This is a genomic window from Mesorhizobium sp. M0296, assembly GCF_040321675.1.
Classification (GTDB): domain Bacteria; phylum Pseudomonadota; class Alphaproteobacteria; order Rhizobiales; family Rhizobiaceae; genus Mesorhizobium.
Window position 1 is genome coordinate 22858 of sequence record NZ_JAMYRZ010000013.1, and the last position, 26542, is coordinate 49399.

24 protein-coding genes are annotated in these 26542 nt (G+C 62.9%); 7 read left to right on the forward strand and 17 right to left on the reverse strand.

The window, feature by feature from the left end:
- Window positions 1-867 (reverse strand): RNA methyltransferase, encoded by an 867-nt coding sequence (locus NKI97_RS14765; RefSeq protein WP_352834877.1) that lies wholly within the window; start codon window positions 865-867, stop codon window positions 1-3.
- 205 nt (window positions 868-1072) lie between these two features.
- Here NKI97_RS14765 and NKI97_RS14770 point away from each other — a divergent pair, with 205 nt between their 5' ends.
- Together NKI97_RS14770 and NKI97_RS14775 are read left to right on the forward strand one after the other, a co-directional pair.
- A complete protein-coding gene (locus tag NKI97_RS14770) occupies window positions 1073-2284 on the forward strand; it encodes an NADP-dependent isocitrate dehydrogenase (protein ID WP_352449387.1) in 1212 nt (403 codons plus the stop codon).
- Window positions 2285-2295: 11 nt separating this feature from the next.
- Window positions 2296-2922 (forward strand): glutathione S-transferase family protein, encoded by a 627-nt coding sequence (locus NKI97_RS14775; protein WP_352834880.1) that lies wholly within the window; start codon window positions 2296-2298, stop codon window positions 2920-2922.
- 201 nt (window positions 2923-3123) lie between these two features.
- Here NKI97_RS14775 and NKI97_RS14780 read toward each other — a convergent pair whose 3' ends face one another.
- The 3 genes from NKI97_RS14780 to recA form a co-directional block, all read right to left on the reverse strand.
- On the reverse strand, window positions 3124-3918 hold the full coding sequence (locus NKI97_RS14780) for a PhzF family phenazine biosynthesis protein (protein ID WP_352834882.1): 795 nt from the start codon (window positions 3916-3918) through the stop codon (window positions 3124-3126).
- A 63-nt stretch (window positions 3919-3981) separates the two neighbouring features.
- The gene (gene alaS, locus NKI97_RS14785; RefSeq protein ID WP_352835128.1) at window positions 3982-6648 is read right to left on the reverse strand and encodes an alanine--tRNA ligase; all 2667 of its coding nucleotides are present in this window, start codon (window positions 6646-6648) and stop codon (window positions 3982-3984) included.
- Window positions 6649-6907: 259 nt separating this feature from the next.
- A complete protein-coding gene (gene recA / locus NKI97_RS14790; protein ID WP_023674696.1) occupies window positions 6908-8005 on the reverse strand; it encodes a recombinase RecA in 1098 nt (365 codons plus the stop codon).
- Window positions 8006-8283: 278 nt separating this feature from the next.
- Here recA and NKI97_RS14795 point away from each other — a divergent pair, with 278 nt between their 5' ends.
- Window positions 8284-9207, forward strand: coding sequence for a PfkB family carbohydrate kinase (locus NKI97_RS14795; RefSeq protein WP_352834885.1), 924 nt, complete (start codon window positions 8284-8286; stop codon window positions 9205-9207).
- A gap of 34 nt (window positions 9208-9241) precedes the next feature.
- On the opposite strand, the gene NKI97_RS14800 is transcribed toward NKI97_RS14795, so the two are convergent.
- A complete protein-coding gene (locus tag NKI97_RS14800; protein WP_023717364.1) occupies window positions 9242-9565 on the reverse strand; it encodes a TfoX/Sxy family protein in 324 nt (107 codons plus the stop codon).
- A 90-nt stretch (window positions 9566-9655) separates the two neighbouring features.
- Between NKI97_RS14800 and NKI97_RS14805 the strand changes: the two genes are divergently transcribed.
- Complete coding sequence (locus tag NKI97_RS14805; RefSeq protein WP_352834888.1) at window positions 9656-10153, forward strand: GFA family protein; 498 nt, start codon at window positions 9656-9658, stop codon at window positions 10151-10153.
- Here NKI97_RS14805 and NKI97_RS14810 read toward each other — a convergent pair.
- From NKI97_RS14810 to NKI97_RS14850, 9 genes are all read right to left on the reverse strand, one after another.
- Window positions 10150-10683 carry a DUF2199 domain-containing protein gene (locus tag NKI97_RS14810; RefSeq protein WP_352474721.1) on the reverse strand — a complete coding sequence of 178 codons (534 nt, stop codon included), beginning with the start codon at window positions 10681-10683 and terminating at the stop codon, window positions 10150-10152. The two genes, NKI97_RS14805 and NKI97_RS14810, sit on opposite strands and share 4 nt — an antisense overlap.
- Window positions 10684-10694: 11 nt before the next feature.
- Entirely contained in the window at window positions 10695-11081 is a 387-nt protein-coding gene (gene sufA / locus NKI97_RS14815; RefSeq protein WP_352474720.1) for a Fe-S cluster assembly scaffold SufA, read from the reverse strand.
- A gap of 112 nt (window positions 11082-11193) precedes the next feature.
- Window positions 11194-11589, reverse strand: a complete 396-nt coding sequence (locus tag NKI97_RS14820; protein WP_352637797.1) for an SUF system Fe-S cluster assembly protein — start codon at window positions 11587-11589, stop codon at window positions 11194-11196.
- A gap of 5 nt (window positions 11590-11594) precedes the next feature.
- On the reverse strand, window positions 11595-12836 hold the full coding sequence (locus tag NKI97_RS14825) for a cysteine desulfurase (RefSeq protein ID WP_352702510.1): 1242 nt from the start codon (window positions 12834-12836) through the stop codon (window positions 11595-11597).
- Window positions 12837-13027: 191 nt separating this feature from the next.
- Window positions 13028-14296, reverse strand: a complete 1269-nt coding sequence (sufD, locus tag NKI97_RS14830) for a Fe-S cluster assembly protein SufD (protein WP_352834891.1) — start codon at window positions 14294-14296, stop codon at window positions 13028-13030.
- Between the two features lie 43 nt (window positions 14297-14339).
- Window positions 14340-15095 (reverse strand): Fe-S cluster assembly ATPase SufC, encoded by a 756-nt coding sequence (sufC, locus tag NKI97_RS14835; protein WP_352834893.1) that lies wholly within the window; start codon window positions 15093-15095, stop codon window positions 14340-14342.
- Window positions 15088-15504, reverse strand: a complete 417-nt coding sequence (locus NKI97_RS14840; RefSeq protein ID WP_352834895.1) for a hypothetical protein — start codon at window positions 15502-15504, stop codon at window positions 15088-15090. Before NKI97_RS14840 ends, sufC begins: the two co-directional genes overlap by 8 nt.
- On the reverse strand, window positions 15501-17018 hold the full coding sequence (sufB, locus tag NKI97_RS14845) for a Fe-S cluster assembly protein SufB (protein WP_352681967.1): 1518 nt from the start codon (window positions 17016-17018) through the stop codon (window positions 15501-15503). Before sufB ends, NKI97_RS14840 begins: the two co-directional genes overlap by 4 nt.
- Before the next feature lie 188 nt (window positions 17019-17206).
- Complete coding sequence (locus NKI97_RS14850; protein WP_352834898.1) at window positions 17207-18385, reverse strand: cysteine desulfurase family protein; 1179 nt, start codon at window positions 18383-18385, stop codon at window positions 17207-17209.
- Window positions 18386-18623: 238 nt separating this feature from the next.
- Between NKI97_RS14850 and NKI97_RS14855 the strand changes: the two genes are divergently transcribed.
- On the forward strand, window positions 18624-19298 hold the full coding sequence (locus NKI97_RS14855; RefSeq protein ID WP_023674683.1) for an alpha/beta hydrolase: 675 nt from the start codon (window positions 18624-18626) through the stop codon (window positions 19296-19298).
- Window positions 19299-19304: 6 nt separating this feature from the next.
- Window positions 19305-19955 carry an FMN-binding negative transcriptional regulator gene (locus NKI97_RS14860; RefSeq protein WP_352834900.1) on the forward strand — a complete coding sequence of 217 codons (651 nt, stop codon included), beginning with the start codon at window positions 19305-19307 and terminating at the stop codon, window positions 19953-19955.
- 42 nt (window positions 19956-19997) lie between these two features.
- On the opposite strand, the gene NKI97_RS14865 is transcribed toward NKI97_RS14860, so the two are convergent.
- The gene (locus NKI97_RS14865) at window positions 19998-20330 is read right to left on the reverse strand and encodes a lipid-A-disaccharide synthase N-terminal domain-containing protein (RefSeq protein WP_023674681.1); all 333 of its coding nucleotides are present in this window, start codon (window positions 20328-20330) and stop codon (window positions 19998-20000) included.
- The gene (locus NKI97_RS14870) at window positions 20323-21051 is read right to left on the reverse strand and encodes a glycosyltransferase family 2 protein (protein ID WP_352717322.1); all 729 of its coding nucleotides are present in this window, start codon (window positions 21049-21051) and stop codon (window positions 20323-20325) included. The genes NKI97_RS14865 and NKI97_RS14870 overlap by 8 nt, the downstream gene beginning before the upstream one ends.
- Window positions 21052-21437: 386 nt before the next feature.
- Between NKI97_RS14870 and tyrS the strand changes: the two genes are divergently transcribed.
- Entirely contained in the window at window positions 21438-22703 is a 1266-nt protein-coding gene (gene tyrS, locus NKI97_RS14875; protein WP_352702527.1) for a tyrosine--tRNA ligase, read from the forward strand.
- Window positions 22704-23081: 378 nt separating this feature from the next.
- Here tyrS and NKI97_RS14880 read toward each other — a convergent pair whose 3' ends face one another.
- On the reverse strand, window positions 23082-26459 hold the full coding sequence (locus tag NKI97_RS14880) for a hypothetical protein (protein WP_352834902.1): 3378 nt from the start codon (window positions 26457-26459) through the stop codon (window positions 23082-23084).
- Between the last annotated feature and the right edge of the window lie 83 nt (window positions 26460-26542).

A 26542-nucleotide genomic window follows, 5' to 3' on the forward strand; every position in this document is an offset into this window, starting at 1 on the left:
CTAGTCTTTGTCTGTCGCCCTGCCAGCGCGCCGGGCCGCCGCCGGGAGCCGCCTTGGATCGTCGCCGGGCGATCCGTCGCCGCGCGGCATGGCCGGCGAGAACCTGTCCAGCGATGATAGTATGCCGCGCAGCACCTTGAGCTCCGGCTCAGCAAAGCCGGGGCGGGTCAGCACTGCACGCAAATTGTCGACCATCTTCGGCTTCTTCGCTGCCGGGCGGAAATAGCCGCGCGCCTCCAGTGCACCTTCCAGATACGCCAACAGGCCGTGCAATTCTTCCTTGGCAGCCGGCGGCATTTCGGGGCCGGAGAAGTTGGTCCTGGTCTCGTCTTCCAGGCCGGACTTCATCCATTCATAGGACATCAGCAGGGCAGCCTGGGCGATGTTGAGCGAGGAGAAGGCTGGATCGACGGGGAAAGTGACGATCTCGTCGGCAAGGCCGACCTCGTCATTATAGAGGCCGAAGCGCTCGCGGCCGAACAGGATGCCGGTGCGCTGGCCGGCCCGCTGCCGCGCGCGCAGCGCCCTGCCCGCCTCGACCGGACCGCGCACCGGCTTGAAATTGTCGCGCGCGCGCGCCGTGGTGGCGAAGACGAAGTTCAAATCGGCAATCGCCGAGGCGAGGTCATCGAACACCGTGACTGCATCGATGACGTGGTCGGCGCGGCTTGCGGCGGCACGCGCCTTCTCGCTCGGCCAGCCGTCGCGCGGATTGACGAGCCGCAGCTCGGTAAGGCCGAAATTGGCCATGGCGCGCGCAACCATGCCGATATTCTCGCCGAGCTGCGGCTCGACCAGGATGATCGCCGGTCCGAACGCTGGAGTTCCGGAGGCAAGAGGGGTGGCGGGATCCTGGGTAGCGGCCATGGTTGTCAGTGAACTGCTGTTTGCGGCATTTCGCAGTCCCTGCCACATATGGCGGCGAAAATGAAGCTTTCGCAAGGAATGCCGACACTACGGCGCGGTTCGCCGTTTGCGCGGCCAAAAAGCCTTTGATATACGGGCCGCATCCCAGGGCCGGCAGCCGTGCGGGCAAGGCCGTTCCGTTCCCCAAAAGCGAGGCATTCTTTCCATGGCGAAGATCAAGGTGGCGAACCCGGTCGTCGAACTCGACGGCGACGAGATGACCCGCATCATCTGGCAGTTCATCAAGGACAAGCTGATCCACCCTTATCTCGATCTCAAGCTCGAATATTACGACCTCGGCATCGAGCACCGCGACGCCACCAACGACCAGGTGACCATCGATTCGGCCAATGCCATCAAGAAATACGGCGTCGGCGTGAAATGCGCGACGATCACGCCCGACGAGCAGCGCGTCGAGGAATTCAAGCTGAAGAAGATGTGGAAGTCGCCGAACGGCACCATCCGCAACATCCTCGGCGGCACCATCTTTCGCGAGCCGATCATCATGAAGAACGTGCCGCGGCTGGTGCCCGGCTGGACCAAGCCGATCATCGTCGGCCGCCACGCCTTCGGCGACCAGTACCGCGCCACCGACTTCCGCTTCCCCGGCAAGGGCAAGCTGACGATCAAATTCGTCGGCGAGGACGGCCAGGTGATCGAGCACGACGTCTTCGACGCACCCGGCGCCGGCGTCGCCATGGCCATGTACAATCTCGACGAATCGATCCGCGAATTCGCCCGCGCCTCCCTGAACTACGGCCTGCTGCGTAATTACCCCGTCTACCTCTCGACCAAGAACACCATCCTCAAAGCCTATGACGGCCGCTTCAAGGACATCTTCCAGGAGGTCTACGAGGCGGAGTTCGAAACAGAATTCAAAGCTAAGAAGCTCTGGTACGAGCACCGGCTGATCGACGACATGGTGGCCTCCAGCCTGAAATGGTCGGGTGGCTATGTCTGGGCCTGCAAGAATTATGACGGCGACGTGCAGTCCGACACGGTGGCGCAAGGCTTCGGCTCGCTCGGCCTGATGACCTCGGTGCTGATGACGCCGGACGGCAAGACCGTCGAGGCGGAAGCCGCGCACGGCACCGTCACCCGCCACTATCGCCAGCACCAGAAGGGCGAGGAGACCTCGACCAATTCGATCGCCTCGATCTTTGCCTGGACGCGCGGCCTCGCGCACCGCGCCAAGCTCGACGACAATGCCGAACTGAGGCGCTTTGCCGAGACGCTGGAAAGGGTCTGCATCCAGACGGTCGAGTCCGGCTTCATGACCAAGGACCTGTCGCTGCTGATCGGCCCCGACCAGCCATGGCTTTCGACCACCGGCTTCCTCGACAAGATCGACGAGAATTTGCAGAAAGCGATGGCCTGAGCCCAACCAGCATGGGCAAGCCAGTCGTCTACGGCGCGGACTACAGCGTCTATGTGCGCATCGTCCAGCTGGTGCTGGAGGAAAAGGGCGCCGGCTACGAGCTCGTGCCCGTCGACATCTTTGCCGCGGACGGCATTCCCGGCTGGTATTTCGAGCACCAGCCGTTCGGCCGCATCCCGGCCTTCGAGCATGACGGCTTTCGCCTCTACGAGACCGGCGCGATTGCCCGTTATGTCGACGAAGCCTTTGGCGGCCCGGCGCTGCAACCGGTCGAAGCCCGGCCTCGAGCACGCATGAACCAGATCACCGGCCTGCTCGACGCCTATGCCTACAGGACCATGGTCTGGGATGTCGCTGTCGAGCGGCTGGAAACAACGCCGCCCAACGAAGCGGTGATCGCCAACGGGTTGCGGCAGGCAAGAACGGCATTGCAGGCGCTCTCTTCGCTGAAAGCCGAAGGGCCTTGGCTGTTGGGAACGGACCTGACGCTGGCCGACCTGCACGCCGCACCGATCATCGGCTATTTCGTCAAGGTCGCCGAGGGACAAGCCCTGCTGGCCGAGTTTGCCGAGATTCGGGATTGGTATGCGCGCATCACTCAACGCGCGAGTTTTGCGAAAACCGAAAAGGCAGGGTGAAACCGCCGCGAGGCGCGGCAACTTCGCACGACCTGGGTTCCTCGCCCCGCTTGCGGGGAGAGGTGGCTCGGCGAAGCCGAGACGGAGAGGGGAAATCGGCGCATTCCTAAAGCGCCTTTTGATTGCGCAGGCCCCCTCTCCGGCCGCTTCGCGGCCACCTCTCCCCCACTTCGTGGGGGCGAGGAACCGGAGCCAAGCCGCTTAATCGGGAAGGTAGATCTCCGCCTTCATGAAGGTCTTCGCACGGCCTGTGATCAGCACGCGATCTCCGGCCAGTTCGCATAGCAAATGCCCGCCGCGCTGCGAGCATTGGAATGCCGACAGATGCGTCTTGCCGAGTTTTTCAGACCAGTAAGGCACCAGCGTCGCATGAATGGAGCCGGTTACCGGATCCTCGGGAATGCCCGCCCCAGGCACGAAGTAACGGGAGACGAAATCGTGGGCTCGCCCAGGCGCGGTAATAACCAGGCCGAGAGGATGAAAACGTCCGATCCTGAGCAGATCGGGAACGAAAGATCGCACGGTTGTCTCGTCGGCAAGCTCGACAAACAGGTTCTCGAAATTGCGGAAGCTCGCAACCGGCCGCTGAGGCAATATCGCTTGCAGCGCCGAGTTCAGCTCTTCCTCGACGGGCTGCGGCGGAAAACAAGGCAGATCGAGCTGATAGCCCCCTTCCCACCGGGAAACCCGCAGCTCGCCGACCCGAGTGGCGAAGGCCATTTCGCCCTGACCATTGTATTCCGTAGCCAGCACATGGGCGGCCGCAAGAGTGGCGTGGCCGCAGAAGTCGACTTCATGGACCGGCGTGAACCAGCGCAAATCCCAACCTTTGCCATTCGGCCGCACAAACGCGGTTTCAGGAAGATTGTTTTCGTTGGCGATGGCCTGCATTACCTGCTCCGATAGCCATTCCTCTAAAAGGAGAACGGCGGCAGGGTTACCCTGGAAGGCCCGTTCGGCAAAGGCATCGACCTGATACATCGTCAGCGTCGGCATATCGGCCCTCAAAGATATCCGCTGGGCGGCACGCCATTTCGGCCGTGCCGCCCCGGTGCAGGTTCACGCCGCTTCGAGAGCCGCCTTCACCGCAGCGATCGCGTCTTCGGCCTTCGAGGCGTCCGGGCCGCCGGCCTGAGCCATGTCGGGTCGCCCGCCGCCGCCCTGCCCGCCCAATGCCGCGGAGGCGACGCGCACCAGATCGATGGCGCTGAAGCGGCCGGTCAGATCATCGGTGACGGCGACGACGACGCTTGCCTTGTTGTCCTCGCCGGCGCCGACAAAGACGACGATGCCGGAGCCGAGGGACTTCTTGCCGGCATCGGCCAACGGCTTAAGATCCTTTGGCGAGACGCCCGATACCGCCTTGCCGAGAAAACCGACACCGGCAATGGTTTCGTTTTCCGCAGGCACACCGGCTGGCGAGCGATCGCCCAGCGCCAGCTTCTTGCGCGCCTCTGTCAGCTCCTTTTCGAGCTTCTTGCGTTCGTCCAGCAGCGCCTCGACGCGAGCCGGCACATCGGCCACCGAAATCCTCAGCGCGGCGGCGGCCGCCTTCAACCGCTTGTCCTGTTCGTCGAGATGCTTTCTGGCCGCCTCGCCGGTCAACGCCTCGATGCGGCGCACGCCGGCAGCGACCGCGCTGTCGGACAGGATGCGCACCAGGCCGATATCGCCGGTCGCCCTGACATGCGTGCCGCCGCATAGCTCGACCGAATAAGGCCGGTTGGCCTTGGCGCCATGCAAGCCCGTGCCCATCGAAACGACGCGCACTTCATCGCCATATTTCTCGCCAAACAGCGCCATGGCGCCTTCGGCAATGGCGTCGTCGACAGACATCAGCCGCGTGGTTACAGGGCCGTTCTGAACGACGATCTCGTTCGCCATGCGCTCTACCTCTTCGAGCTCGTCATGCGAGATCGGCTTGTTGTGGGAGATGTCGAAGCGCAGACGCTCGGGCGCAACCAGCGAGCCCTTCTGCGCCACATGGGTACCCAGCACCTCGCGCAGCGCCTCATGGATCAGATGCGTGGCGGAATGGTTCGCGCGCAGCCTGGTGCGACGCGCGTGGTCCACCTTCAGCTCGACGGTCGCGCCCGTCTTGACCGTGCCGTTAGCCACCTTGCCGAGATGGACGAAAAGCCCATCGGCCTTCTTCTGGGTATCGGATATCTCGATCGAGAACCCGTCGCCCGAAATGACGCCGGTATCGCCCATCTGGCCACCGGACTCGCCATAGAACGGCGTCTGGTTGACAACCACGGCAACGGCGTCACCCTTGCCGGCGCTGTCGACGGTTTTGCCGTCCTTGACCAGCGCCTGGATGAGGCCTTCGGCCTGCTCGGTCTCATAACCCAGGAATTCGGTGGCGCCGGTCTCCTCACGCACCGCGAACCATATCGTCTCGGTTGCGGCCTCACCGGAACCAGCCCAGCTTTTGCGCGCCTCCGCCTTCTGCCGCTCCATCGCCTCGGTGAAGCCGGCAAGGTTGACCGAGATGTTGCGCTGGCGCAGCGCATCCTGCGTCAGATCGAGCGGAAAGCCATAGGTGTCGTAGAGCTTGAACGCTGTCTCGCCATCCAGCATGTCGCCGGAGGCCAGCTTTTCCGTCGCCTCGGAAAGCAAGCCCAAGCCGCGCACCAGCGTCTTGCGGAAACGAGTTTCCTCAAGCTTCAGCGTTTCGGTGATCATCTGTTCGCCGCGCACCAGTTCCGGGTAGGCTTGGCCCATCTCGCGGACCAGTGCCGGCACCAGGCGCCACATCAGCGGATCGCGGGCGCCGAGCAACTGCGCGTGGCGCATGGCGCGGCGCATGATGCGACGAAGCACGTAGCCGCGTCCTTCGTTGGACGGCAGCACGCCGTCGGCGACCAGGAAGCAGGACGAACGCAAATGGTCGGCGATGACGCGGAACGATGCGACGGTGCCCGCATCCGGACTTTTGCCAAGCGCCGACGACGCAGCGTCGATCAGGTGGCGGAACAGGTCGGTTTCGAAGACGCTTTCAACCCCTTGCAGGATGGATGCCATGCGCTCGAGGCCCATGCCTGTGTCGATCGACGGACGCGGCAGGTCGACGCGCTCGTCCTTCGTCACCTGTTCGTACTGCATGAACACCAGGTTCCAGAATTCAAGGAAACGGTCGCCATCCTCCTCGGGGCTGCCGGGAGGGCCGCCCCAGATATGCTCGCCACGGTCGATGAATATCTCCGAACACGGCCCGCAAGGCCCGGTGTCGCCCATCGCCCAGAAATTGTCCGAAGTCGCGATGCGGATGATGCGATCGTCCGAAAGGCCGGCGATCTTCTTCCAGTACGAGGCCGCCTCGTCGTCGGTGTGGTAGACGGTGACCAGCAGCTTGTCCTTCTTCAGCCCGAACTCCCTGGTGATCAGGTTCCAGGCAAGCTCTATGGCCCGCTCCTTGAAATAGTCGCCGAAGGAGAAATTGCCGAGCATCTCGAAGAAGGTCAGGTGGCGCGCGGTGTAGCCGACATTGTCGAGGTCGTTGTGCTTGCCGCCGGCGCGAACACTCTTCTGGGCGGTCGTGGCGCGCGAATAGGGCCGCTTCTCCAGACCGGTGAAAACGTTCTTGAACTGCACCATGCCGGCATTGGTGAACATCAGCGTCGGGTCATTGCGCGGCACCAGCGGGCTTGACGCGACGACCTCGTGACCTTCCTTGCGAAAATAGTCGAGAAATGCCGACCGGATCTCGTTGACGCCACTCATGAATACTGCCTTTTCGAGAGAACCGCCGGCTGCCGGCGGAAAATAGACATGGCCTTTTAGCGGTCGCACCGCAGCCTGTCCAGAAACACCAAATGGGCTCAAATCCCGGCTTTCACCAGCGCCTTGAAATGCGTCTGCCTCGCCGTCAAACGCGAACCGCCGGCCCTGGGCCGGCGGTTCGAAACGCATCGATTACGCAAACTCAAAATCAAAACATCAAATCGAAACCTGGCTGAGGCTCAGCGAGGCGTCGCTTGCCCTACATCACCCCAGCGTCGTCCTCGAAACCGTCGTCGCTGCTTTCGGAGCCGCCGTTCTCAAGGAATTTCTCAGCGATCAGTCCGGCATTCTGCCGTAGCGCCAGCTCGATCTCGCGCGCCGTGTCGGGATTGTCGCGCAGGAACAGTTTTGCGTTTTCGCGGCCCTGGCCAAGACGCTGCGAATTGTAGGAGAACCAGGCGCCCGACTTTTCGACCACGCCCGCCTTGACGCCGAGATCGACCAGCTCGCCGGTCTTGGAGACGCCCTCGCCATACATGATGTCGAACTCGACCACCTTGAAGGGCGGCGCCAGCTTGTTCTTGACGACCTTGACGCGGGTCTGGTTGCCGACGACCTCGTCGCGATCCTTGACCGAGCCGATGCGGCGGATGTCGAGGCGGACCGAGGCATAGAATTTCAACGCATTGCCGCCGGTCGTCGTCTCGGGCGAACCAAACATGACGCCGATCTTCATGCGGATCTGGTTGATGAAGATGACCATGGTGTTGGAGCGCGAGATCGAGGCGGTGAGCTTGCGCAGTGCCTGGCTCATCAGGCGGGCCTGCAGGCCGGGCAGCGAATCGCCCATCTCGCCTTCGATTTCCGCCCGCGGCGTCAACGCCGCCACCGAATCGACCACCAGCACGTCGATGGCGCCGGAGCGCACCAGCGTGTCGCAGATCTCCAGCGCCTGCTCGCCGGTATCGGGCTGCGAGATCAGCAGGTTTTCGAGATCGACGCCGAGCTTGCGGGCATAGACCGGGTCGAGCGCGTGCTCGGCATCGACGAAGGCGCAGATGCCGCCCTTCTTCTGGGCTTCGGCCACCGTGTGCAGCGCCAGCGTCGTCTTGCCCGAGCTTTCCGGCCCGTAGATCTCGACGATGCGGCCGCGCGGCAGGCCGCCGACGCCAAGCGCGATGTCCAGCCCAAGCGAGCCGGTCGGCACCGTTTCGATCTCGACGACCTGCTCGTTCGCGCCGAGCCGCATGATCGAGCCCTTGCCGAAGGCACGCTCGATTTGCGACAGCGCCGCATCCAGAGCCTTTGATTTGTCCACCGCTTTGTCCTCTACAAGCCGCAAAGAATTCTGAGCCATGATACATCACCCCGTGGTCGTCAATGGAGGCCGGACAATCCCGCAATCCTTAAAAGAATGTACCTCATTTGTTCTCATTTGTCAATGAGCACCAAGGGTTTGAAAAATAACGCATATCCCTATTTGTTCTATTTTTGTTTCGCAATTATTGCTTCCGATGTGTCTCGCCTCGCATGCGGCGCCGTTGCCGTCACCAACCGAATCGGACCCGCGATTGCAGGGTTCCGCCCGGCGACCTAGTCTCCCCCCGGGCAACAGCTAAAGGGCATTTTGACGGCATGATCAAATCCCCGACGATCCTGGCCGTGGGCGGCGCCTATATCGAGCGGCGCGGCCGGGTTGCCGGCGCCTTCGTGCCGGCAGCGTCTAATCCGGGCACGATGCGCGAGCATGTCGGCGGCGCCGTCTTCAACGCCTTGCGCTGTGCCGTGCGCCGCGGCGTCTCGGCCTCGCTGCTTTCGGTGCGCGGCGGCGATGCCCTTGGCGACACGGTTTTACGCGCCGTCACCGAGGCCGGCGTTGCCGACCTGTCGGCGGTGTTCCTCGACCGAGCAACGCCAAGCCATACGATGCTGATCGACAGCGGCGGCGGGCTGATCGCCGGCCTTGCCGACATGGTGCTCTACGAGCTGGCGCTTCCCAAGCAGATCCGCCGTGCCAAGGTGCGGGAAGCGATCGGTTCGGCCGACGCGGTGCTGTGCGACGCCAACCTGCCGTCGACCGCGCTGGAGCGGCTGGCGGCACTCGCCGCCGGCAAGCCGGTGTTTGCGCTTGCGGTCTCGCCCAACAAAGCGGCGCGGCTGACGCCGGTGCTCGACCGTCTGGCGATGGCCTTCATGAACCGGCACGAGGCCGGCGTGCTCGCCGGCGTCCAAATCGATCAAGGCATCGTCGACGGCCTGAGACGCGCCGGGCTGAAAAGCGGCGTGATCACCGCCGGCGACGAACCAGTGCTCGGTTTCGACGAATTGAGCGCGTTCTCGATCTCGCCACCGCCGCTGCAAAAGCGGACCGATGCTGCCGGCGCCGGCGACGCATTGGCAGGCGCCACGATCGCTGCCCTGCTGCGCGGCCTGACGCTGCGCGCGGCACTGCGCGAAGGCATTGCCGCAGCGATGCTCGTCGTCGAGAGTGCCGCCTTCACCAGCGCTGGCTTTGCCGAAGCGCTGGCGCTCGTGCCCGAGGCGCGGGACCTGGCGTGAAATGCGGCCCGGAATTGCCGAAGCATGACGCAGCCTATTTGCCGGCGCGCCGTCCTGCCTCGTAGGCGCGACGCGCCCAGATCGCCATCTCGTCGGGATCGTCGAACGCGCTGTCGGGAACGCTCCAATAGGGCATCGACACGAGCTTGCCGTGGCGCGAGCCGGTATAGGTCCATTGCCGGCAGCCGGCCGCTTCGAAATCGGGCGCGCTTTCGGCGTCGGCCTTCAGCATCAATTCGCCACGGATGACGATGGCGACGATGACGCCGTCGAAATAGATGCCCTTGCCGCCGAACAGCTTGCGGATGCTGACCGGGCCGAGGCCTTCGAAAAGCTCTTCTATGCGCTCGTTGTCCATGCGGCGATCATGTCACCCGGATTTCCCCTTGTCATCGACGCAACCGGCACCATCCTGACAAGTTCAGAATCAATTTCGTCGGAGTTTTTCATGCCGCTTCTGCTCAAAGGGTCCTGCCGGTGCAATGCCGTACGTTTCGAGGTGGAAAGCCACACGCCGGTGCCATTCATGCTGTGCTACTGCTCGATCTGCCGCAAGCAGCAGGGCGGTGGCGGTTTTGCCATCAATCTCGGCGCCGATTACGAGACGCTGAAAATCCAGGGCAAGCGCCATCTCGGCGTCTACCGCGCCGAGATCGAGGACGACGAGCACCCGCGACGCGAGACCTCGACGGGCGAGCGGAACTTCTGCACGAAATGCGGGACGGCACTTTGGCTCTACGATCCGACCTGGCCGGAGCTGGTGCATCCGTTTGCCTCGGCGATCGACACAGACCTGCCAAAGCCGCCGGAGAAGGTGCATCTGATGCTGAAATACAAGGCGAACTGGGTCGAGCCGGATATCGGCAAGGGCGACAATGTTTTCGATGTCTACCCGGAGGAGTCGATCGCAGACTGGCACAAGCGAACGGGGATGTGGGTGGATTAGTTGCTCCCGGCCTTAGGTCGGTGCGTGAGAGCCACCCAGCGCTCTATCTGCGCCACATCCACCCCACTGCGTTGGGCCGCAACCAAGGGATGATCTGCATCATGCAGAAACACCTTCGGACGCTGATCACCGGGCTGAAATACAACATTGGCATGCAGATGCAACGAGCCGGGATACTCAGGAATGTTGTGCATCAGATATCCAAAACAGAGTTCTTCTTCATACTGGCCACTGTCATATCCATCTCGGTATAGATCCCAGCTTTTTTCCGAGACCGACATCCATACGCCGAAACAGAACTCGCTGGATAGCTGAGGCACTGGCAGAGGCAGCAAGCAACGAACAAACCGATCTGTTACCCCCGACGCACGGCGCACCTCGCAGAAATCTTCATTCTTACGAAAGGTCGCTCGAGCGGCATCGTCAAGCGTGTCCGTGTCCACGGGCGCACCGAACGCCATATCTGTTGGAAGCCCGGTATATTCCTGACCGCAACAGGCACACCGCCAGCGATATGCCTCGGCACTCATCACCAGAGACGCTAAGCCGCGCTTGCTTCGCGCGCCTCGGCCAGTGCCTTCAGATCAGCCGGCTTCAATTCGACCGATTCGCCGCAGCCGCAGGCCGAGCTCTGGTTCGGATTGCGGAAGGTGAAGCCGGTTCGCAGTGTCGTCTGCTCGAAGTCCATCTCGGTGCCGAACAGGAAAAGTGCCGCCTCCGGCGCGACATAGACATGGGCGCCATCGCGCTCGATATGATCGTCCTTGGTGTTCGGCTCGGTCACCAGATCGACCGTATATTCCATGCCGGCGCAGCCGCCCTTCTTGATGCCAAGGCGAATGCCATGCGCGTTCTCACGGGTCGCGACGATCTCGCGCACCCGGTCGGCGGCCTTTTCGGTCATGGTGATGACGGCGAAGCGTCCCATTCTTTTTCCTTCTCCATTCCTTGCAGGTTCAAGGCCTGCCGAATGATTGCTCACCTAAAATGGTGAAGTTTTGTACCCGGCGCAAGTGCGCCAGCCTCCGGCTGGTCGGATGCTAGTACCACCCCACCGCCACCTGCGCCTCTTCCGACATGCGATCGGGCGACCAGGGCGGGTCGAAGGTCATGTTGACCTCGACGCCGGAGACGCCTTCGACGGCGCCGACGGCGTTTTCGACCCAGCCCGGCATTTCGCCGGCCACCGGGCAGCCCGGCGCGGTCAGCGTCATGTCGATCTTGACCGAGCGGTCGTCCTCGATGTCGATCTTGTAGACGAGGCCGAGCTCGTAGATGTCGGCCGGGATTTCCGGGTCGTAGACCGTCTTCAGCGCCGACACGATGTCGTCGGTCAGCCGCGCCAGTTCGTCGGCGGGAATGGCCGATCCGGAGACCACCGCATTGGTCGTCGTTTCCAGTGCCGTGCTTTCGGCGGTGTGGCTGGCATCATCCATGATCGTCACCCGAAGAACTTGCGCGCTTTTTCCAGCGCATCGGCCAAAGCATCGACTTCGGCCCTGGTATTATACATGCCGAACGATGCCCTGCATGTGGATGTTACGCCGAAGCGTTTCAACAGCGGCTGCGCGCAATGGGTGCCGGCGCGCACCGCCACGCCCTGCCGGTCAATGACCATCGAGACGTCATGGGCATGGATGCCCTGCAGCTCGAAGGAAATGATGGCACCCTTGCCGGGGGCATCGCCGAAGATGCGCAGCGAGTTGATGGCGCGCAGTTTTTGATGCGCATAATCCTTCAGATCGGCCTCGTGCGCGGCGATACGCTCGCGTCCGACCTTTTCCATGTATTCCAGCGCCGCACCAAGCCCGATCGCCTGCACGATCGGCGGCGTGCCGGCCTCGAAACGGTGCGGCGGGTCGTTGTAGGTGACGATGTCCTGCGTCACCTCCTCGATCATCTCGCCGCCGCCCATGAACGGGCGCATGCGCTCCAGAATATCCTTCTTGCCGTAGAGCACGCCGATGCCCGACGGGCCATAGACCTTGTGGCCGGTGAAGACGAAGAAATCGCAGTCGAGGTCCTGCACGTCGATCGGCATATGCACCGCGCTCTGGCTGCCGTCGACCAGCACCGGAATGCCGCGGGCATGGGCAATGCGCACGATCTCTTTGATCGGCGTCACCGTGCCCAGCGCGTTCGACATATGGGTGATGGCAACCAGCCTGGTGCGGTCGGTCAGCCGCTTCTCGAATTCCTCGATATGGAAGACGCCGAGATCATCGACCGGCACCCAGACCAGCTTGGCGCCCTGCCGCTCGCGGATGAAATGCCACGGCACGATGTTGGAATGGTGCTCCATGATCGACAGCACGATCTCGTCGCCCTCGCCGATGTTCGGCATGCCGAAACCATAAGCAACCGTGTTGATCGCCGCCGTGGTGTTGGAGGTGAAGACGATATTGTCGGTGCTCGGCGCATTGAGGAAACGGCGCACCGTCTCGCGAGCCTTCTCATAGGCGTCGGTCGCGGCATTCGACAGGAAATGCAGGCCACGATGGACGTTGGCATATTCCTGGGAATAGGCGTGCTGGATAGCGTCGAGCACCGCCTGTGGTTTCTGCGCCGAGGCGCCATTGTCGAGATAGACCAACGGTTTGCCGTAAACTTGCCGCGACAGGATCGGGAAGTCGCGGCGGATCGCCTCGACGTCATAGGGGATGTTTTCGACTTTCTGGTCCATCTCGAAGTCCTTGCCGCGCTGCCGCGTTCCTTCCAACACCCCTCATCCGTCTTGGCGCTTCGCGCCAATCCACCTTCTCCCACAAGGGGAGAAGGAGAGGCGCGTTTCCTTCTCCCCTTGTGGGAGAAGGTGGCCGAGCGAAGCTCGGTCGGATGAGGGGTGCTGGCCGAAGCGCCAGGCCCTCATCCACTTTACCCGTGCGTCAAAAACCAATCGTCGAGCCGTGCTACCAGCGCCTCGACGATGGCCTCGTCGTCCAGTTCCTCGATCACTTCGGCGACGAAGGCCTTGACCAGCAAGCCGCGCGCGGTCTTCTCGTCGACGCCGCGCGCCATCAGGTAGAACAGATGGCTGTGGTCGATCTCGGTGACGGTCGCGCCATGGCCGCAGACGACGTCGTCGGCGAAGATTTCGAGCTCCGGCTTGGTCGAGAACTCGCCGTCATCCGACAAAAGCAGCGTGTTGCAGGCCATCTTGGCGTTGGTCTTCTGCGCATATTGATGGACGTTGATGCGGCCCTGGAAGACGCCGCGCGCCTTGCCGGTCACCACATTGCGGATGACTTCCGTCGAGGCCGTATGCGGTACGGCGTGGTCGAGCACCATGGTGACGTCGGTATGGGTATCGCCGGCGAGCAGATTGATGCCGCGCAAGGTGAATTCGGCGCCCTCGCCGGTCGTCTTCACAACGACCTCCTGCCGGACAAGCTTACCGCCGGCATTCATGACGAACAGCGTCAGTTTCGAATTCTTGCCGAGATGCGCCTTGAACTGGGCGAGATGCGTCGCCGTATCCGGCTGCTCCTGCACAATGAGCCATGTCACTTCGGCGCCCTCGCCAAGCACAAGCTGGCTGACCGCACTGACCAGCGCCGCCCCCTCGCCTGCCTGGCGCTCGACGATAACAGACTTGGCGCCGGCGCCGGCGCGGACGGCCAGCCGCACATGCGACTGTCCGCCGGCCTGCAAATTCTGCAATTCGAGCGGCTTGTCCAGTTGGGCACCGTCGGCGATGTCGACGAAATAGCCGTCGGCGACAAAAGCGGTGTTGAGCGCGCCGATGGCATCGTCGGCGCCATAGGAATCCAACCCCGGAGCGATGCTGCCGTCGGTCAGCTTCTCCGATAGGCGCTGTACCGTGACGCCCTCGACAGCAGCCCATTTCGCGCTCGAAACGCCGTTCAGCACCGGCAAAACGCTGGAGCCTTCGACGATCGGCGCAATGGCTTTCGCGACCGCTGCCGGATCGAAGTCCGGCACCGAGGTCAGCAGCCGGCGCAGGTCCGTATAATGCCAGGATTCGATGCGCCGCGTCGGCAGGCCGCTCTTGATCGCCTCGATGGCGTCGTCGCGCTTCAGCATCACCGCGCCGTCGCCGGGCAGCAGCGACAGCCGCTCGCCAAAGGCGTCGATCAGCGCCGTTTCGGCCAATGTTCGCTGGGGTGTCGTGTGCATATTCATCAGTATCGCCTTGTTTGGCTTGCCTTCCAGGCTCGCTGGCATCTCACGCGGCTTGCCCGATCACGCCGGCATAGCCATTGGCCTCGAGGTCGAGCGCCAGCGACTTGTCGCCCGACTTGATCACCTGGCCCCTGTAGAGCACGTGCACCGTATCCGGCACGATATATTGGAGCAGGCGCTGGTAGTGGGTGATGACGACGATGGCGCGGTCCGGCGAGCGCAGCGTGTTGACGCCGTCCGCGACGATCTTCAGCGCGTCGATATCGAGACCGGAATCGGTCTCGTCGAGGACGCAGAGCTTTGGCTCGAGCAGCTTCATCTGCAGGATCTCGGCACGCTTCTTCTCGCCGCCGGAGAAGCCGACATTGAGCGGCCGCTTCAGCATCGCCATGTCCATGTTGAGCGAGGCGGCCGCTTCCTTCACGCGCTTGAGGAATTCCGGGATTTTCAGCGGCTCCTGGCCGCGCGCCTTGCGCTGCTCGTTCATCGCAACCTTCAAAAATTCCATCGTCGCCACGCCCGGTATCTCCATCGGATACTGGAAGGCGAGGAAGATGCCGGCGGTTGCGCGCTCGGCGGGCTCCATTTCGAGGATCGACTGGCCGTTGTAGAGGATGTCGCCCTCGGTGACCTCATAATCCTCGCGCCCGGCAAGGATATAGGACAGCGTCGATTTTCCCGAGCCGTTCGGCCCCATGATGGCGGCGACCTCACCGGCCTTCACCGAAAGATTCAGGCCGCGGATGATCTCGGTGCCGTCGTCGACGATACGGGCATGCAGGTTTCTGATTTCAAGCATTCTCTTGCTCTATCGTTCCGTTAACTACATATCGCCGGGCTAGGGTAACGGCGACGTCGCTTTCAAGTTCAGGTGCCAAGTCAAATCGCATAATTCCGTCCTCGGCGGCGTCGGCGGGATTCGGCCACCTGGTGATTTCAAAAATCTCATGGCCGTAGACTGTGATCATCAACTCCGTGCCGTCTTCGCGCCCAGCGCTAATTCGGTTGGCTTCGACTTCGATACTGACGGCGACTTTGCTTTCGGCAGCAAAGCTCCGAAGGTGGTTGCCAAGCGACGTTGCCAATTCTCCGCAAATCCGCTCATCGAGTTTAGCCCGATAGTCGTCGGGTAGCTCACCAGAATCCCTGTCAAACTGGTGGACGCGTGCCACCAACGGCGGACCGTTCTCTGCCTCATCGTCACTCACCCCACGCTCCCCTCGAGGCTGATGCCGATCAGCTTCTGCGCCTCGACCGCGAATTCCATCGGCAGCTGCTGGATGACGTCCTTGACGAAGCCGTTGACGATCAGCGCGATCGCCTCTTCTTCGGGGATGCCGCGCTGCATGACGTAGAACTTCTGGTCCTCTGAAATCTTCGAGGTGGTGGCCTCGTGCTCGAACTGCGCGGTCGAATTCTTGGCTTCCATGTAGGGCACGGTGTGTGCGCCGCACTGATCGCCGATCAGCAGGGAATCGCAGTTGGTGAAGTTGCGGGCGTTGGTTGCCTTGCGGTGCGCCGAGACCTGGCCGCGATAGGTGTTCTGCGAGTAGCCGGCGGCGATGCCCTTGGAGATGATGCGGCTCGACGTGTTCTTGCCCAAATGGATCATCTTGGTGCCGCTGTCGACCTGCTGATAACCATTCGACACGGCAATCGAATAGAACTCGCCGCTGGAATCGTCGCCGCGCAGGATGCAGCTCGGATATTTCCAGGTGATGGCCGAACCGGTCTCGACCTGCGTCCACGAAATCTTCGAGCGATGGCCGCGGCAGTCGCCGCGCTTGGTGACGAAATTGTAGATACCGCCCTTGCCCTCGGCGTCGCCGGGATACCAGTTCTGCACCGTCGAATATTTGATCTCGGCATCATCGAGCGCGATCAGCTCGACCACCGCGGCATGAAGCTGGTTCTCGTCGCGTTGCGGCGCCGTGCAGCCTTCGAGGTAAGAGACGTAAGCCCCCTCCTCGGCGATGATCAGCGTGCGCTCGAACTGGCCGGTATTCTTCTCGTTCATGCGGAAATAAGTAGACAGTTCCATCGGGCAGCGCACGCCCTTGGGCACGAAGACGAAGGAGCCGTCGGTGAACACGGCCGAATTCAGCGTCGCGTAGAAATTGTCGGAGGTCGGCACGACCGAGCCGAGATACTTCTTCACCAGCTCCGGATGCTCGCGGATGGCTTCCGAGATCGAGCAGAAGATGACGCCGGCCTGCGCCAGTTCCTTCTTGAAAGTGGTGACGACGGAGACGGAATCGAACACCGCATCGACGGCGACGCGGCCCGACTTGTAGACGTTGTCGCTGGCTTCCTCGAGCTCCGACGCATCGGTCTTCTGCACGCCGGCGAGGATTTCCTGTTCCCTGAGCGGAATGCCGAGCTTCTCATAGACCTTCAGCAGTTCGGGATCGACCTCGCTGAGCGAAGTCGGCCCCGGCGTGCTCTTGGGCGCGGCGTAATAGTGGAGGTCCTGGAAATCGATTTTAGGATAGTGGACGCGCGCCCATTTCGGCTCGTCCAGCGTCACCCAGCGGCGATAGGCTTCCAGGCGCCATTCCAGCATCCAGGATGGCTCGTCCTTCTTCGCCGAAATGAAGCGGATAATGTCTTCGCTCAGGCCCTTGGGGGCCTTGTCCATCGCGATTTCGGTCTGGAATCCGTATTTATACTGGTCGACATCGATCTTTCGAACTCGATCGATCGTCTCCTGCACAGCAGGCATCAGCGTTCTCCATCCACGCCGGGGTCAAGGCCCGGCAGTTTTCAAACTATGGCACCGCAAACGAGCACCCATCAGGCACCCGAGGCGGCGTAAGTTTCATATAGTGCGTTCATGCCAGAAATTCACCCGGCCAAATTCGAACGCACGGCTCTACCAGGCCGCAAGGCCCTACATTTCGTCTGCCGCGCTCAGGCGGCTCGTTCCCTGCTTGCCTTTTCCTTACCGGCTTGGCGCGCGACGATCGTCGCCAGCGCCGAACGGAACAGCTCAATGTCTTCAGCGCTGGTCGCGTGGCCGACGGACACGCGCAACGCGCCGAGGCTGTCGCCATAACCCATGGCTTTCAGCACGTGACTCGGCCCTACTTTGCCCGACGAACAGGCCGATCCAGCCGACAGCGCCACACCGGCCAGGTCGAAGGCAATCTGCGCCGTCTCGGCCTTGATGCCGGCAATAGCGAAGAATGTCGTATTGGCAAGCCTTGGCGCGCCGGTCCCGAAGATTTCGGCGTCCGGAACAAGCGTTTTCACGATCGCCTCGATTTCGTCGCGACGCTGCCGCACCGTTTCGATCGTTTGCAAGCCGGCAGACGCCTCTCGCGCCGCCGCACCAAACCCGGCAATCGCCGCCAGGTTTTCGGTGCCGCCGCGATGGCCTTTTTCCTGGCCACCGCCGCTGACCAGCGGCTTTGGCATCATCAGGTCCGACGCCGCGACCATGGCGCCGACGCCCTTTGAGCCGCCGATCTTGTGCGACGAGAGAATCAAATAGTCTGCGTAACCCGCTGACATATCGAGCGGAATGCGGCCGGCCGCCTGCACCGCATCGACCACCAGGATGCCACCCGCCGCCTTGACGATTTCGGCAATGCGGCCAACCGGCTGGATCACGCCGGTTTCATTGTTGGCAGCGTGGGTGGCCACCAGCGGCAAGCCTTCGGCCTTGTCATGCGCACCGAGCGCTGCCGCCAGGGCGTCGAGCCTGACGACGCCGTCGGTGTCGACGCCGATCCGTGTCACCTGCGTCGCTGGGAAACGCCCGCCGTTCAGCAGGCAAGGATGATCGGCCTCGGACACATAGAGCCGGCTCATACGGACGGCGCCGCGCCCCATCTGCCAGTCCGGCGTCAGCAGCGTCGAGGCCGCTTCCGTCGCGCCGGAGGTGAATACGACATGCTCGGCCCTGGCGTTGACCAGTCGCGCCACGTCGCGCCTGGCGTCCTCGATCAGCCGCCGTGCAGCGCGGCCCTCGGCATGAACCGAGGACGGGTTGGCGGCGACGTCGAGCGCAGCGACCACGGCCGCGCGCGCCGAGGCAAGCAGCGGCGCGCTGGCGTTGTAGTCGAGGTAGGCGCGTGCTCCGGCCATTTCCGTCCAACTGGTCCCTTCAAAAGCCGTTCCGCGAAGATAGCGCGTTATTTCCTTGAAATTGCAAGGCAAGACGTCCTATTTACGCGGCTTGCGGCGCGGGTGGCCGAGCCACAATTTTTGGCCGCCCAGTTTTGAACAATTCTAAACTAGCTTCTAGAAAGACGCTCGCCCTGCGTCAAGGCCAGAGGAAAAGTTGTTCCGGGCGCCGCGCAATTTATGCCAAGTGGAGTATTTCATGCCTGAGGTCATTTTCACCGGTCCGGCCGGCCGCCTGGAGGGTCGTTATCAGCCCTCGAAGGAAAAGAGCGCGCCGATTGCCATCGTCCTGCACCCGCACCCCCAGTTCGGCGGGACGATGAACAACAAGATCGTCTACGACCTCTTCTACATGTTCCAGAAGCGCAATTTCACCACGCTGCGCTTCAATTTCCGCGGCATCGGCCGCAGCCAGGGCGAGTTCGACCACGGCACCGGCGAATTGTCCGACGCCGCCGCGGCGCTCGACTGGGTGCAGTCGCTGCATCCGGATTCCAAGAGCTGCTGGGTTGCCGGCTATTCGTTCGGCTCGTGGATCGGCATGCAGCTTCTGATGCGCCGGCCGGAGATCGAGGGCTTTATCTCGGTCGCGCCGCAGCCCAATACCTATGATTTCTCGTTCCTGGCGCCATGCCCGTCGTCCGGCCTGATCATCCACGGCGACGCCGACAAGGTCGCGCCGCCCAAGGACGTGCAGGGCCTGGTCGACAAGCTGCACACGCAAAAGGGCATTACCATCACCCAGAAGACCCTGCCCGGCGCCAACCATTTCTTTGCCAACCATGCGGAGCTTCTGATCGAGGAATGCGCGGACTATCTGGATCGCCGGCTGGCCGGGGAACTGTCCGACCCACGGCCGAAGCGGCTGAGATAATCGGCGATGTACCAACCGCCTCACTTCCAGGAAACCCGGCCGGACGTCCTGCACGGGCTGATCCGGGCGCATCCGCTTGGCTTGCTGGTGTCGAACGGCGTCGAGGGGCCGGTCGCCAACGCGATTCCCTTTCTTCTAGACGCGGATGTGCCGCCGAACGGCAGGCTTCGCGCCCATTTGGCCAAAGCCAATCCGCAATGGCGGCTTTTGGCCGACAATCCCCTGGCGCGGGTGCTGGTCGTCTTCCAGGGCGCCGATGCCTATGTGACGCCGTCCTGGTACGAGACCAAGCGTGAAACCGGCAAGGTGGTACCGACCTGGAACTACGCCATCGTCCAGGTGCGCGGCATCGTCACGGTGATCGAAGACCAGGATTGGCTGGCCGAGCAGATTTCCGATCTGACGATGTCGCAGGAGGGCAGCCGCTCGGCGCCGTGGGCGGTGACCGACGCGCCGGCACCCTTCATCCAGTCGCAGATCAAAGGCATCGTCGGCCTGGAGATCGAAATCACCGAAATCAGCGGCAAATGGAAAGTCAGCCAGAACCGCCCGGCCGCCGACCGCGTCGGTGTCGCCGAGGGGCTCGAGAGCGAGACTGCCGATTCGGCCGACATGGTCCGGCTGGTAAGGTCTTACGGCGGGCTGGACGGCAAGTAATCCGGATTGCTTGCTCGACCGGTTCAGGCCGCGGTGGCGGGCTCAATCGACCTTGGTCATCGCCGCCTTGCGCTCGTTGGCGATCAGCCAGAGATTGCGGATATAGATCAACAGGCCCATGGCCTGGCCGGCGATGAACACCGGATCCTGACGCTGGATGGCGTAGATCAGCAGCAGGCCGCCGCCGAACAGCGAAAAGAACCAGAAGGCGATCGGCACGACGCTGCGCTTGGCCTTTTCCGACGCTACCCACTGCACCAGAAAGCGCATGGTGAAGAAGAACTGGGCGACGAAGCCAAGCAGAACCCAGGCATCGAATTGCTTGACGAAAACATCGTGAAGCCAGGTCGCCAATTCCTGAAGCACGTTACCCATGCCTGATTTCCTCTACTTTGGGCATTCTGCGGCGCCTGCGGCGCAGCCACCAGACGCCGGCAAGATCAAGCACGCCCTGCAGGCCGCGATCGAAGATGCCGTAATTCGATTTGCCGTGACGGCGGGAGCGGTCGACGACGTCGCAATGGACGACGCGGTAGCCCTCCTGGATGACCAGCGCCGGAACAAAGCGGTGGGTGCCGTCGAAGAACGGCAATTTCCGCAAAATGTCGGTATGGATCGCCTTGAGGCCGCAGCCGGTATCCCGCGTCTCGTCGTGCAGGATGGCCTTTCTCAGTCCGTTGGCGAAACGCGACGCCAGCTGCTTAATCTTGCTGTCGCGGCGCTTCAGACGCTGTCCCTGCGCGGCCCCGACATCTGGACCAGCCTGCCGGAGCGCGTCAATCAACACTGGGATATAGCCGGGGTCGTTCTGGCCGTCGCCGTCGATGGTGGCGACGATATCGCCGCGCGCCGCCCAGGCGCCCGAACGCACCGAGAGCGACTGGCCAGCGGATTTCGCATGCCTGAGATGGCGCAGCGGGAACGCGCGAAGCGCTGCCTGGGCGGCGAGCACCGAAGGGGTATCGTCGGTTGAGCCGTCATCGACGACGATGACCTCGAAGTCGCGCCCGGCCATCGCGGCGCCGATCTCGTCGAGCAGAAGCGGCAGGTTCGCCGCCTCGTTCCGGCAAGGAATGACGATGGATATCTCCGGCATCTCGACTCTGTCATAGGATATGGCATTCGATCGATGCCGTGCGGTCCAGCGGATGAGACCCGTTGGCGGCGCCTCATTACGCCAGCCGAAACGATGACGCAAGCAGGCCGCACGCTTGGGGTTCTCCCTTCTCCCCTTGTGGGAGAAGGTGGCCGCGCGAAGCGCGGTCGGATGAGGGGTGTTCCAGCTTGGCATCACCTGCACTCCGTCCAGCACCCCTCAACCGTCTTGGCGCTGCGCGCCAATCCACCTTCTCCCACAAGGGGAGAAGGCAAGAGGGTGTCGCAAAATCGGATTCCACTTTTGCTGATCGCGCTTGAGTGCTAAACGCCCGCCTTCATGCATACCCGAGCCGCATTCGGCCGGAAGCCTTTCGGGAAAGAAAAATGTCCGCCTTCAAATCCGATTTCCTGCGCACGATGAGCGAGCGCGGTTTCATCCACCAGACCTCGGACGATGCCGCCCTCGACCAGCTTTTCGCCACGGAAACGGTGAGCGCCTATATCGGCTTCGACGCCACCGCCAGGAGCCTGCATGCCGGGTCGCTGATCCAGATCATGATGCTTTACTGGCTGCAGCAGACCGGCCACCGGCCAATCGCGCTGATGGGCGGCGGCACCTCGATGATCGGCGATCCGTCGTTCAAGGACGAGGCGCGCAAGCTTTTGACGCCGCAGGATATAGAGGACAATCTCGCCGGCATCCGCCGCAACTTCACGCCCTACCTCAAATTCGGCAGCGGCCCGAACGACGCCGTCATGATCAACAATGCCGACTGGCTGATGGACATCAACTACGTCAATTTCCTGCGCGATGTCGGCCGGCATTTTTCGGTCAACCGCATGCTGGCCTTCGATTCGGTCAAGCTCCGGCTGGACCGCGAGCAGTCGCTGTCGTTCCTCGAATTCAACTACATGATCCTGCAGGCCTATGACTTCGTCGAGCTCTACAAGCGTCTCGGCTGCCGGCTGCAGATGGGCGGCTCCGACCAGTGGGGCAACATCGTCAACGGCATCGATCTCGGCCATCGCATGGAAGGCGCGCAGCTTTATGCGCTGACGACGCCGCTGCTCACCACCTCCTCCGGCGCCAAGATGGGCAAGTCGGCCTCGGGCGCGGTCTGGCTCGATGCGGAGATGCTGAGCCCGTACGAGTTCTGGCAATACTGGCGCAACACCGAGGATGCCGATGTCGGCCGTTTCCTGAAGCTTTACACGACCCTGCCACTCGCCGAGGTCGCACGCCTCGAACGGCTCGGCGGCTCGGAGATCAACGAAGCCAAGAAGATCCTCGCCACCGAAATCACCGCCATGCTGCATGGCCGCGAGGCGGCGGAGGAGGCAGCTAGGACGGCAGAAGCGCTTTTCGAAAGAGGTCAGTCAACCGAGTCATTGCCGACAGTAACCATCGACAAAGGACAGGATGACAAATGGCAATTTGGCAGGTCGAATGCAGCAATTGCCGTCGCGTCGGGACTTGTGCCGTCCAATTCGGAAGCTCGGCGCAAGATGGCGGAAGGTGCTCTACGAATCAATGACAGGGTCGTCACCGACCCGAACGAAATTGTCTTGTGGACCGACCTGTACGAAAACACCGGAGCATTCAAAGTTCAGTTGGGAAAGAAGAAGGTCATTCTGGTACGGCCGGTCTGACCTCTGCTGAGGCTCAGGTGAGACCGAGCCGGCGACGGGCACAAGCAATGGATCGCTGCATTCCTCGGCAACTGTAACGGCATGGATCCTAGGGTCTCCGCGACGTCGCTTCGCTCCTGCTGCGCCCTAGGATGACGAAGGCATGGTGGCTCAAGGCTAGTCGCGGATGTCGGAGAGCGAGGCGGTCGCGTGGCGGCCGATGGCAAACGCGACCTTCGAGATTCGCTGAAGTCTCCCCTCGCTTCGTCATCCTAGGGCGAAGCAGGAGCGAAGCGACGTCGCGGAGACCCTAGGATCCATGCCGTTACCTCTAGGCGGTGCTACGCTGAACAGCACTTCACCCGGCCTTTTTGGCGCCACCCGCCTACCCTACCCGCCTCACCGATACTCGAAGATCGACCTGAAAATCCCGGGCGCTATCACCGATAGCGGATTGACCTCCAGGTTCGGCTTGTTGGCGTTGCCCTTGAGCCTGTAGGTGACGCCGATCAGGCCGCGGTCGCGGCCGTTGCCGAGCAGTGCGCCGATCAGCGGCAGTTCGCCGAAGATGCGGTTTACGCCGTAGGCCGGCATGAACGTGCCGGTCATGTCCATATTGTTGTTCTGGTCGTAGAGCGTGCCCTGGAAGGTGGTGCCGATGCGCGAGCCGCGCAGCACGCCGTTGCGCAGCTTGAGATAGCCGCTGCCCTTATCGATCTCGCTGAAACCGCGCTCGAACTTCACCCTCGACGTGTCGAGATTGCCTTTGACCGCCTCGTTGAGGCTGCGGTTGTCGCCGGCCGGCGTCGTCGACACGATCGAGGCGAGCTTCGGCTCGTTGACGATATAGAAGTTCTTGGCGTCGACCTGGCCTTTCATCGGCCCGTCGCCGGCCCCGGTCAGCGCCAGCGTGATCGAGCCGCCTTCCATATGCTCGTAGATGTTGAGGAAGCGCAGTATGGCGCCGGCGTCGGCAGACTTCATGTTGAGCGTGCGCAGGCCGCCGCCGGTCGTGTTGCTGATGGTGATGGCGGCTCCCGAACTTGCCGTGGCGCTCACCTTGAGCCCGTTCACCCGGGAGCCGGCGGCGCTGTAGTCGAGCTTCAAATTCGACAGCACCTCGTCGTGGAAGCCGGTCAGGGAGCTGACGTCGGCGCTGACCGAGATCGCATCGACGCCGGTGGTCTTGGTGGCGGTATCGACATCGGACGTGAATTGCTTGATCAGCGAGCGTGCGTCCAGCGCGCTGCCGCTGACCTCGACCGCATAGGCCCTGCCCGACCGCTTCACCGAGACGGCGACGTCGTCGCCCCTGTTCAAGGTGACCTTGCTGAACCGGGCCGAGGACAAGGCGCCCTTGACCAGCACCGCGCCGCCGTCGATGGAAAAGGTCTTGCCGTCGAGTTCGAAATTGGAGAGCGTCGTGGTGTCGCCGGTCTTCGCCATGGCGAAGACGACCTTGGCGGGAATGCCAGGCCCCTTGCTCCAGCCGGCCCAGGGGATGTCCAGCCTGGCATTGGTCAGGTCGGCCGACACGTTCTGGTTGCCGGTGCCACTCTTGTCGATCGCCACCTTGATGGTTCCGGAAAGCAGCGTCGACAGGCCAGGCATGGCGGTGGCGCGCGTCTTGTCGTCGAGCACCAGCGCCACTTTACGACTGCGCGGCGGGCCGCCATCCCTGAGCGGCTCGATCAGGTCGAGCTCGGCCGGAATGCCGTTGAGCAGCGCCTTCGCCGAGATCACCGCCCGGTCGGGCGCGACCGTGATCGAGCCGTCGGCATGGCTGACCGTCTGGCCCTCGAACGGCTTGCCCAGCGACAGGTCCTTGTAGTCGAGCGCCACCAGCCAATCGAGTTTGGAAGAGTCGACACCGGACTGCAGCGGAATATCGGCCTTGACGTGGCCGGTCACCGTGCCGGACAGGTCGTCCGGCAGCAGGCCGACATGGCGCATGGCGTTGATCGGGTCAAACGATGCCAGCTCGGCGATTGCCGGCGCCTCGCCGGCGACATCGATGTCGAGCGCGCCGATCACCGGCGGATGGTTCGCTGCCTTTACGGTGAGCGTGCCGTTGCTCGCCGCCACCGTGCGGCCGCTCGGCATATAGACGCTGCCCGACGACAGCGCGACGTCGACGTCGTTGCCGTGGAAGCCGACGACGCCAACGGCATCGCGGATCGGCGGAATGCGGCCGGCCGTGTCGAAGCGCGATCCTTCGACCTGGAATCGGCCGAACACTTCATCGGCGGAAAGCGGCACGCCGTTGCCGAGCCGTCCGGGCACGACCTGGAACTGCAGGCTGCCATCGACGACGCGGCCGCCGAACAGGTTCTTAAGCACCCACAGCCTGGCATTGCGCGCCGAAAACCATGGCCATAATTGCTTGACGTGCGAGACCGGCATGTCGTGGACATTGAGCGCGACCGATATGCCCGGCGCCTGGTTGGCGACGAATGAAACCGAAGCCGTGCCCAGCACTTCGCTGCCCGGTCCGGACCGGACGCCGATCTGCTCGGCGACCAGCTTTTGGCTGGTCGGCTGGTAGACGCCGGCGATACGGGCAATGAAGCTGAGTGCCGGCTCCGGCGAATCGGAAGGCGCCAGGGTCGAACCGTCGCTGGTCAGGTCGTAACGATAGGATGGCTCCTCGCCCGCTGCGCCGGTAGCCGGCTTCGGCCCGATCGAACCGGCGAAATCGAAGGTCGAGCGGCCGGTTTTCACCAGCAAACTGTCGACCTGGATCTTGTTCGACCCGGCGACGAGTGTTGCATCGAGATCGATGTCGGCCGGAAGCAGGCCGCGCGAACCGAGATCGAGCACCGATCCGGTCAGTGACAGGGCAGCGGTCAGCCGCGAACCGTTGTCGCCGGTCCCTTCCGACCCCGCCAGCTTCAAGGCGATCGCACCCAATTTGCCGCCTGCCGCCGCAGCGTCGGCGTCCGCCGCCTGGATGCTGGCGTCCAGCGTGGTGATGCGTCGCGTCGCCGGATCGCGGGTGGCGGAAGCGGCGATGGTAAGCGCCCTGCCGTCGACATCCGCGTCGGATGAAAACTCCATGCTTCCCGGTCCCGACTGCGAGACGGAAGCGTCGGCGATGGTGACCGACTTGACCGATCCGGTCTCGGGCAGTGCCAGTTCGACGTTGCGCAGATCGATCTGGCGCATCGAATCCTCGCGCACCGCGTCGAGCGCGCGGTTGAGGTTGGCGAAGACGGCGGCGGAAAGTTTTTCCGGATCGATGAGGCCGTCCTGGTTGCGCAGCTCGGCCGTCCAGTCGCCGCCGGACGGCATTGCCGCCATGACGATGTGCGCGTCGGAAATCCGGGCGCTGGTCAGCCGTACCTCGCCCGAAAGCAACGGGATCAGCCGGATGCCGAAGCGGACCCGGCCTGCATCGGCCATCGGTTTTCCGTCGGCGGTCTTGAGGCTGACGTCGCTGACCTGCAGCGCAATGAAGCTCGACCCGTCAAGCGTCAGCCGTGCCGGCCCGACGGCAACGTCGACATCGAAGCCGGCCAATTTCTCGATTGCCGCTTCGGCTTCCGCGCGAAGCCGCTCCGAGCCGAAGCCGGACACGCCGATCGCGTAGACGCCGGCGGCAGCCAGCAGCACAAGGGCGACAAGGCCGGCAAACAGCCGCGCCATCAAACGGACGCCGCGACCGATCGACGCCTGGCCGAGCGGCGGGACGCGGCACGCGGACGGAAAGGTTCCCAGGTCGGTGATCTCGTCACGCCTGAACCTGATCTTCTCGTGCTGCGGTAGCTCCTGATCCACGCAATCTTCCGTTGAAACGAATTCGATCGTGGACGAATCCCCGCTCGACATTATATCGGTGCAGCCTGGCGCGTAACCTCAAA